The organism is Aedoeadaptatus nemausensis (assembly GCF_903819165.1).
Lineage (GTDB): Bacteria > Bacillota > Clostridia > Tissierellales > Peptoniphilaceae > Aedoeadaptatus > Aedoeadaptatus nemausensis.
The window spans coordinates 1-970 of sequence record NZ_CAIJCS010000003.1; the positions used below are offsets into that span (position 1 = coordinate 1).

1 protein-coding gene is annotated in these 970 nt (G+C 46.1%); it reads right to left on the reverse strand.

Annotated elements, in window-relative coordinates; all coding sequences use genetic code 11:
* The coding region (locus PEPTYR26121_RS00015) for an HTH domain-containing protein (RefSeq protein ID WP_180497989.1) at positions 1 to 899 on the reverse strand (899 nt) is incomplete at its 3' end.
* Between the last annotated feature and the right edge of the window lie 71 nt (positions 900 to 970).

The following is a 970-nucleotide window of genomic DNA, read 5'->3' on the forward strand; positions in this document are numbered from 1 at the left end:
CCTTGGTGTTTGATGTAGGTGATGTCGGTGAGGAAGAGTTTTCTTGCTTTGCCGGGCTTGAAGGCGCGCTTGACGCGGTTGGGTGCGATTTTGCTTTCTTGGCCGTCGTTTTTCCGTTTGTCGTAGGGCCGTGCTTTTTTCACAGGGCATTTGAGTTGATATTTCCGCATGATGCGTTGGATTTTTTTGCGGTTGTAGATGATGTCGTAGTCGTTTTTCAGGACCATGTGAAGGGAGCGGCTGCCTTTGTGGTAATATTTGCCGCTATGGTCATAGGCTTTTTGTATGAAGTACAGGGCTTCTCGATCTGCTTCTTCTCTTCGTTGCCGGTTTTCTTTGCTGGCTTTGTAGTAGTAGTAAGTGCTTCGTGGCAACTGAAGATTTTTGCAAAGGGCTTTAATATTGATGGTTGTTCCGTAGGTTTGGACGGTTTCTTCTACGATCTTACAAAGATCAGTCGTTCCATAGGCCTTCTTGTCGCATCGCCTCCCTCCTAGCCAGCCAGCTTTTTTTAATGCTTCGATCTCCGCGGCTTGTTGTTGAATGATTTTTTCTTGCTTTGCCAGTTTGTCTTTTGCTTTTCTCATGTCGTCGATGTCGTCAATGGCTTTGAGGGCTTCATTTACGGCATTTTCGTCAACAGAAGCGCGTAGTACTTCTCGAATATGGCCTTTTTTCCACCGGTCGGTAGCACGTTCGATCCGTTTGTCGCCTAGAATTTCAGGATCAAATCCGGCCTCAATAAAGATTTGTTTCGGTCGCTTGCCCATGGTAAGGGCATCAATGAAATGCCTTTTAAAAGCTGTGGTGTAAAGGATTCGGTAATCGTCCACCGATTCGACATTAGGATTGGCGCGTAGGATGGCTTGCTCTTCAGTTGTTAGTTTTCCTCGTCCCATGGTTTACCTCCTTATTTGAATTATACACGATTAAGGTAGGGGAAATGTCCAAATCTTGGGGACCGGGTTAC